Source organism: Helicobacter sp. WB40, from assembly GCF_027859275.1.
Taxonomy (GTDB): Bacteria; Campylobacterota; Campylobacteria; order Campylobacterales; family Helicobacteraceae; genus Helicobacter_D; species Helicobacter_D ibis.
In genome coordinates this window covers 37474-43755 of the sequence record NZ_JAQHXS010000011.1, presented here as the reverse complement: position 1 = coordinate 43755, position 6282 = coordinate 37474, and the positions used below count along the sequence as shown (strand labels likewise).

The 6282-nt window shown below is 31.8% G+C and carries 5 protein-coding genes; 2 read left to right on the top strand and 3 right to left on the bottom strand.

What is annotated here, in order from left to right:
- Positions 1 to 157: 157 nt before the first annotated feature.
- Together PF022_RS07975 and PF022_RS07970 are read left to right on the top strand one after the other, a co-directional pair.
- Positions 158 to 592, top strand: coding sequence for a globin domain-containing protein (locus tag PF022_RS07975; protein ID WP_271021925.1), 435 nt, complete (start codon positions 158 to 160; stop codon positions 590 to 592).
- Between the two features lie 83 nt (positions 593 to 675).
- The gene (locus tag PF022_RS07970) at positions 676 to 2085 is read left to right on the top strand and encodes a Do family serine endopeptidase (RefSeq protein WP_271023455.1); all 1410 of its coding nucleotides are present in this window, start codon (positions 676 to 678) and stop codon (positions 2083 to 2085) included.
- A gap of 92 nt (positions 2086 to 2177) precedes the next feature.
- Here PF022_RS07970 and asnB read toward each other — a convergent pair whose 3' ends face one another.
- The 3 genes from asnB to rpsI are packed head-to-tail and all read right to left on the bottom strand — an operon-like array spanning position 2178 to position 6273.
- Positions 2178 to 3995, bottom strand: a complete 1818-nt coding sequence (gene asnB, locus PF022_RS07965; protein ID WP_271023454.1) for an asparagine synthase (glutamine-hydrolyzing) — start codon at positions 3993 to 3995, stop codon at positions 2178 to 2180.
- A gap of 3 nt (positions 3996 to 3998) precedes the next feature.
- Positions 3999 to 5942: an STT3 domain-containing protein gene (locus PF022_RS07960; RefSeq protein WP_271023453.1), complete on the bottom strand. Its 1944-nt coding sequence runs from the start codon at positions 5940 to 5942 to the stop codon at positions 3999 to 4001.
- Positions 5881 to 6273 (bottom strand): 30S ribosomal protein S9, encoded by a 393-nt coding sequence (gene rpsI / locus PF022_RS07955; RefSeq protein ID WP_271023450.1) that lies wholly within the window; start codon positions 6271 to 6273, stop codon positions 5881 to 5883. Before rpsI ends, PF022_RS07960 begins: the two co-directional genes overlap by 62 nt.
- Positions 6274 to 6282 lie beyond the last annotated feature (9 nt).

Below are 6282 nucleotides of genomic sequence, written 5' to 3'. Positions count from 1 at the left end.
CAAATAACATATAAACAAAAGCAAAACCAAGAAAAAACACTCCTAGCAGAAACAAAAGTATTGCAACAAGAAATAGACTCACTAAGAACTTAACATAAATCAATGCAATATTTTTTCTATCACTATACAATTCATATTTTAAACTTAAGGAGAATAAATGCTTGATTCAAAAACAATAGAAATAATAAAATCTACAATCCCGGCATTAAAAAATTGTGGTGAGGATATTACAAAGGTATTTTATAGAGAACTTTTTACAAGATATCCACAAGTGCAAAGTATGTTTGATATGGAAAAGCAAAAAAATGGAAAACAGCCAAAGGCATTGGCTGCTGCGGTTTTAAATGCTGCTATGAATATTGATAATTTAGAAAACATTAGGAAGAGTGTTGAAAAAATAGGCAAGATTCATGTTGAATTAAATGTAACTAAGGAGCACTATCCTTTAGTTGGTGAGTGTCTTTTAATAGCCATTAAAGAAGTCTTACAAGATGCGGCAACAGATGAAATAATGGAAGCCTGGGAGAAGGCATATGGAGAAATAGCAGAGTTCTATATCAATATAGAAGAAAAATTATATAAACAAAACTAAAATTTATAAAAATCTAACTTCATTATTTTTTTATTTACATTTTTCTGAAATAATATAAATTACACTTTGTAAAAGGAGAAATGATGAAGATTAGAAATTTACTCTTAGGTGCGTTGTTAGCTTCTAATGTGCATGCATTTGAAGTTAGCGAGCTACCTCCTGTAAGCTCTCGTGAGATGCCTGATGTATCTCAAAATAGAATCTACTCATATTATAATTCAATTAAAGATGCAAAAAATGCAGTTGTAAATATATCAACCCAAAAAAAAGTAAAAGCACCAAACATACAAGGACACCCACTCTTAAATGATCCATTTTTTAGGCAGTTCTTTGGTGATGCTTTTGGTTCTATAGTACCAAAGGATAGGATTGAGAGAAGCCTTGGAAGTGGGGTTATCATCTCTAGTGATGGATATGTTGTAACGAATAATCATGTAATAGATGGTGCAGATAAGATTCTAGTATCATTGCCAGAGAGCAATAAAGAATATGAAGCAAAATTGATAGGAAAAGACGAAAAAAGCGATCTTGCAATTGTTAAGATAAATGTTAAGAATCTTCCATTTTTAAAGTTTGCCTCAAGCAGTGATTTGCAAGTTGGCGATGTAGTTTTTGCAATAGGCAATCCATTTGGGGTAGGTGAGAGCGTAACTCAAGGGATAATTTCTGCTCTAAATAAATCTGGTATAGGAATCAATGATTATGAAAATTTCATTCAAACTGATGCTTCAATTAATCCCGGAAATAGTGGTGGTGCATTAGTTGATAGCAGAGGCGGACTAATAGGAATAAACACAGCGATACTTTCAAGAACTGGCGGGAATCATGGTATAGGATTTGCCATACCTTCTGAAATGGTAAAAAAAGTATCAAAGGCACTAATAGAAGATGGTGTAATAGAGCGAGGTTATCTTGGGGTTAGCATACAAGATATAAATAGTGATTTAAAAGATATGTATCAAAATCAAAGCGGTGCAGTTGTTTTAGCTATTGATGATAAATCTCCCGCTAGTAAAGCTGGATTAAAAGTATGGGATTTAATAACTCATATTAACAACAGGGCAATTAAAGGTGCAGCAGATCTTAAAAATGTAGTAGGAACATTTAGCCCAAATGATAAAATCACACTCACATATACAAGAGATAAAAGAGAGTATAAAACAACAATAGTGCTAAGCAAAGCTCCAAGTGGTAGCGATGGCAGTGTCGTATCTGGTGGAATCAAGGGGCTTGATGTAACAACTCTAAGTGCTGATATAAAGGCCAAATATGGAATCCCAAGCAATATAGCAGGTGTGTTTGTAGTAAATGTTGATCAAGGTAGTAAGGCGGATGAAATTGGATTTGTCGAGGGAGATATAATAGCTCAAGTTGAAAGCTACATGATAAAAGATACAAAAGACTTTAATGATGTAATGAATCGCTATAAAGGACAAGCAAAGAGAATGATTATAAATCGTGGAGGCAGAATCCTAACAATAGTAGCAAGATAAATAAATGCCAAACTCTTGGGTTTGGTATTTAGGACTTTTTATAAAAAGTCTGCTACCTGTTCATATAATAAAGGAAGTATCTGTAAACAAAACTATTGACTTATATATCCTTTATACCACACTTCTAATGCGTATAGATTCCATAGCATTTTGGCTCTTTTTTCCTCTCCATAATTTTGTGTGTTGTTACAAAGCGATAAAATCTCTCCTTGTGATAGAAAATTATTAGATATTTTTGGATTTGTTAGAGAATCTAAGATATTGTCTTTTAGGTCTTTATTTACCCATTTTTTAAGTGGCACTTCAAAGCCTCTCTTTGGTGCATTAAAGATTTCTTTTGGCAAATATTTTTGAGCTAGGATTCTAAGGATATATTTTGTCTCTCTGCCTCTTATTTTGAAATCATCATTGATTCTTGGTGCGAATTCTACAAACATCCTTGAAAGAAATGGACTTCTTGCCTCTAGTGAATGTGCCATTGTTGCTATGTCCATTTTTGGTAATAAATCGCTAAGTAGTATGTTTTTTGAATCTAATAGAAGCATTTTTGATAGCGGGGTTAGATTTGAGTTAAATATATCTTCTACTTCATTGCTAAATTTTTCTAGCATATTGCTTGATAGATTCATGTCAAATATATCGGTGGTAGATTTTAGGTAGTATTTACTTGGGTTTTTATCATAGTATTTTGCCATTTCCATAAGGCGATAGAAATATGTATAAAAAGAAGCTTTTTTGCTTGGTTTTGGCAAAAATTTGCTTATAGGTGCTAGATATGATACCTTTGGCATTAGCAGATGCCCTACATATCGTCTATATCCTCCAAATAATTCATCTGCACCATCTCCTGTTAGAATCACGCTTAGATGCTTTTTTGCCTCTTTTGCTACATAATAGCTAGGTATAGCACTGCTATCAAAAAATGGTCTTCCGTAATTTTGTAAAATTGTTTCTATATCATCTTTTAGATTTGTGCTTATTTTTATTGTTTTGTGGTCTGTGTTATATTTGTTTGCTGTTAGCTGTGCTAGATGAGATTCATCATAAGAATCTTCAAATGAAATTGTAAATGTTTTTAAATTTGGCTTTAGATTTGATGCTATTGCTACTATTAGTGAGCTATCAATCCCACCACTTAAAAATGCACCAACTTCTATATCTGATGATACAAGTCTGTTTTTTATGCTTTCTTTTAGTATTGATTCGCAGTTTTCTAGGATTTCATTTTCATCATTTATTTTATCCATTTCATAATATCTTGCTAAATCAAAATATTGATGAAATTCTAAGACATGGCTCTTTAAGTCATATATCCCATAGTATCCATTTGGAATTGAGTGCGTATGCTTATATGGTGTGCCATCATGGTAAAAAAATCCACTCTTTAAAAAGAAAGCTATATTATCTAACTCTAACTCTAGCTTAGTGATACTAAGGAGTGTGTTTAGCTCACTAGCAAATGCGAATTTGTCATTTTCTTTGTAGAAAAAAAATGGCTTTTTGCCCATTCTATCTCTAGCCATGAATAAAGTATGACTCAATCTATCATATATAACAAATGCAAACATTCCATCTAGCATATTTAAAAATTCACTACCATAATTATCATATAGTGCCAAAATCGTCTCTGTATCGCTATGTGTTTTAAAGTCAAACTTCAAGCCTTCTCTTAAGTGCAGATGATTGTAAATTTCTCCATTAAAAATTATGCTCAAATGCTTATAGTGCATAGGTTGAGAGGCACTAGTGCTTAAGTCTTGTATGCTAAGGCGAGAGTGAAATAAATTTAAAATTCCCCCCAAGCTCATCTCTTCTAAGAATCCCTTATCATTTGGTCCTCTATGATATAGCATGGATTCTATTTTTTCTCTATTTGTAGATATATTTAGGCTTCCGGCAATTCCGCACATTTATTAATCCTTTATTTTATACACTACGATTTTATCATTTTTTAGGATTAATTCCATTTCTTTATTGTTGTTAAATAATATCCATTGTAATACATTGCTATTTTTGTAGGTTTCATCGATTGTTAAGACATTGTTTTTGAAGTTAAAGATTCCACGATTTTGCAGTGTTTTTCCATTTTGTGGGTTGATATTTCTAAATTTATTTATATTTGCAACTAGAGGTATCATTCTATATGGAATAATCCAAAAAATATCATAGTTTGAATCTTTTTTGATATTAGTATTTTCTAGCATTTTTATGTATTCTAGCGGAGTTTGGTTATTGAGTGAGTTTGTAAATATAAAATTCCATTGCGACTTTTCCATGCTTTTCATGTTTTGTGCAAGTTTTATTGATAGATTTTTGGCGAATCTTTGATTTGTATTTAGCAGTATTTCTGCTATTGGATAGTTTATTATCCCTGCATGTCGTCCGCCATCTAGGAGTGTTATAGATTCCGTAAAATATGATATTGCATATCCATAGTCCCACCAAGAAAATGCAATATCTCCATTTTTTATTGGTAGCTTTTGCAAACTTTGTATTTCGCTCTTTGATAGAATTGGTTGTGGAATCTCATATTTCATACATGCTATAAATAAGCCAAGCGCTATGATTGACATGCCTAAGATTATGTTTTTGTATTTTTGAAGTTTATGCAACAAAAATGCTATTAATAAAACAATGCCAATAGCGATAATTGGGCTTAAAAACATGCTAAATCTAACCCCAAGCTTAAATGAGGCAATCCCTAGTAGTAAAAATGGTATCAAAAGCAAATAAATATATGCAAAGTTTCTATTTTTTAGTGCAAATATTAGTCCTATCACACAAAACCCAAAGATTCCACATATAAATACAATAATACCACCGCTTCTACTTGCCATATCTATAAAAGTCGCAGGTGTAGTCTCTAAAATCAAATTTACAACAGATGTATAAATATAGCTATTTGAATGCTGAATCTCTCCAAATAGATAAGCATTCACTTGAGAGATTATTGGGTTAAAAAGCCCAAAATAATACGCATAAATAATTGAAATTACTAGTATTAGATATTTATACTTTTTTAGCACAAAAACAATAAATAATGCAACAAAAGAATAGCTAAAGGGCGTTAGTGCAATTAAAAAAACACTTATTATATCTAGTTGTAACTCTTTTTTTATTGTGGTGTATAGCAAGTAGAGCATAAAGCTACTTAGAAGAATGCTAGAAATCCCATTGTGCCAATTTATAGAGGCAATAGAGAAGATTCCAAAGGCTAATAATGAGTAGCTCCTACCTTGTAAAATATATTTCCATAAAAATAAAATGCTAAGTAATGGTAGGGATAAAATTAACATATCAGTATCAAAATAGCCAATAATTGTTCTTTGAAAATAATGTGGAGCAAGCAAGCTTAGCATACTGCCTATAAGGGCTAGAATCTTATTTTGTGTTGTAGATTCAGTGTTTGTAAATTGCAAAATTTGCAGTATGCAAACATACATAATAATCCCAAAAATCACCCCAAATACAACACTGCTATATGTAAATGCAGTCTCTTTAAAGATTGCACTAAGTATCCCACCAAGTATAGAAAGTGGTGGTATGGAAGATAAAAGTGATAGTTGCTCTTTTATGTTTGATAGTGCAAATTCTTTTGCAAACTTTGCATAATAATATGAATCATAAGAAGTTAGAATAAGTGTGTCATTTATGAAATTCTGTGGATTTTGTGCAAATTTGTAGAACTCTAAATATTGAAATAAAAAATATACAAAACAAATAGTAAAAATAAATAAGCAGTGAAGATAAGCATCCTTGTGCTTGGAGAAAAAAGATTCCAAGATAGAATCTTTTTTATCTCTTTGAGAATTGAGGACTTCTTCTTGCCTTTCTTTTTCCGTATTTCTTTCTTTCAACAACTCTTGAATCTCTTGTTAATAATCCTTTTGGTTTTAGGATTGCTCTGAAGTTAGTATCATATGCTACAAGTGCCTTTGAAATACCATGTCTTAGTGCTTCAGCTTGTGCTGAATATCCACTTCCCATAGTAACTGCAACTATATCAACGCTCTTTTCTTGCTTAGTTAATAAAAGTGGTTGCATAACTTTCATTTTGATAGCCTCATGCCCACCTAGCCAATCATTCAAACTAACGCCACCATTTATTGTAAGCTTCCCTGTTCCCGGTGCTAACCAAACTTTAGCGACTGCTGTTTTTCTTTTTCCTGTTGCATAAATCTTTGCCATTATCTATCC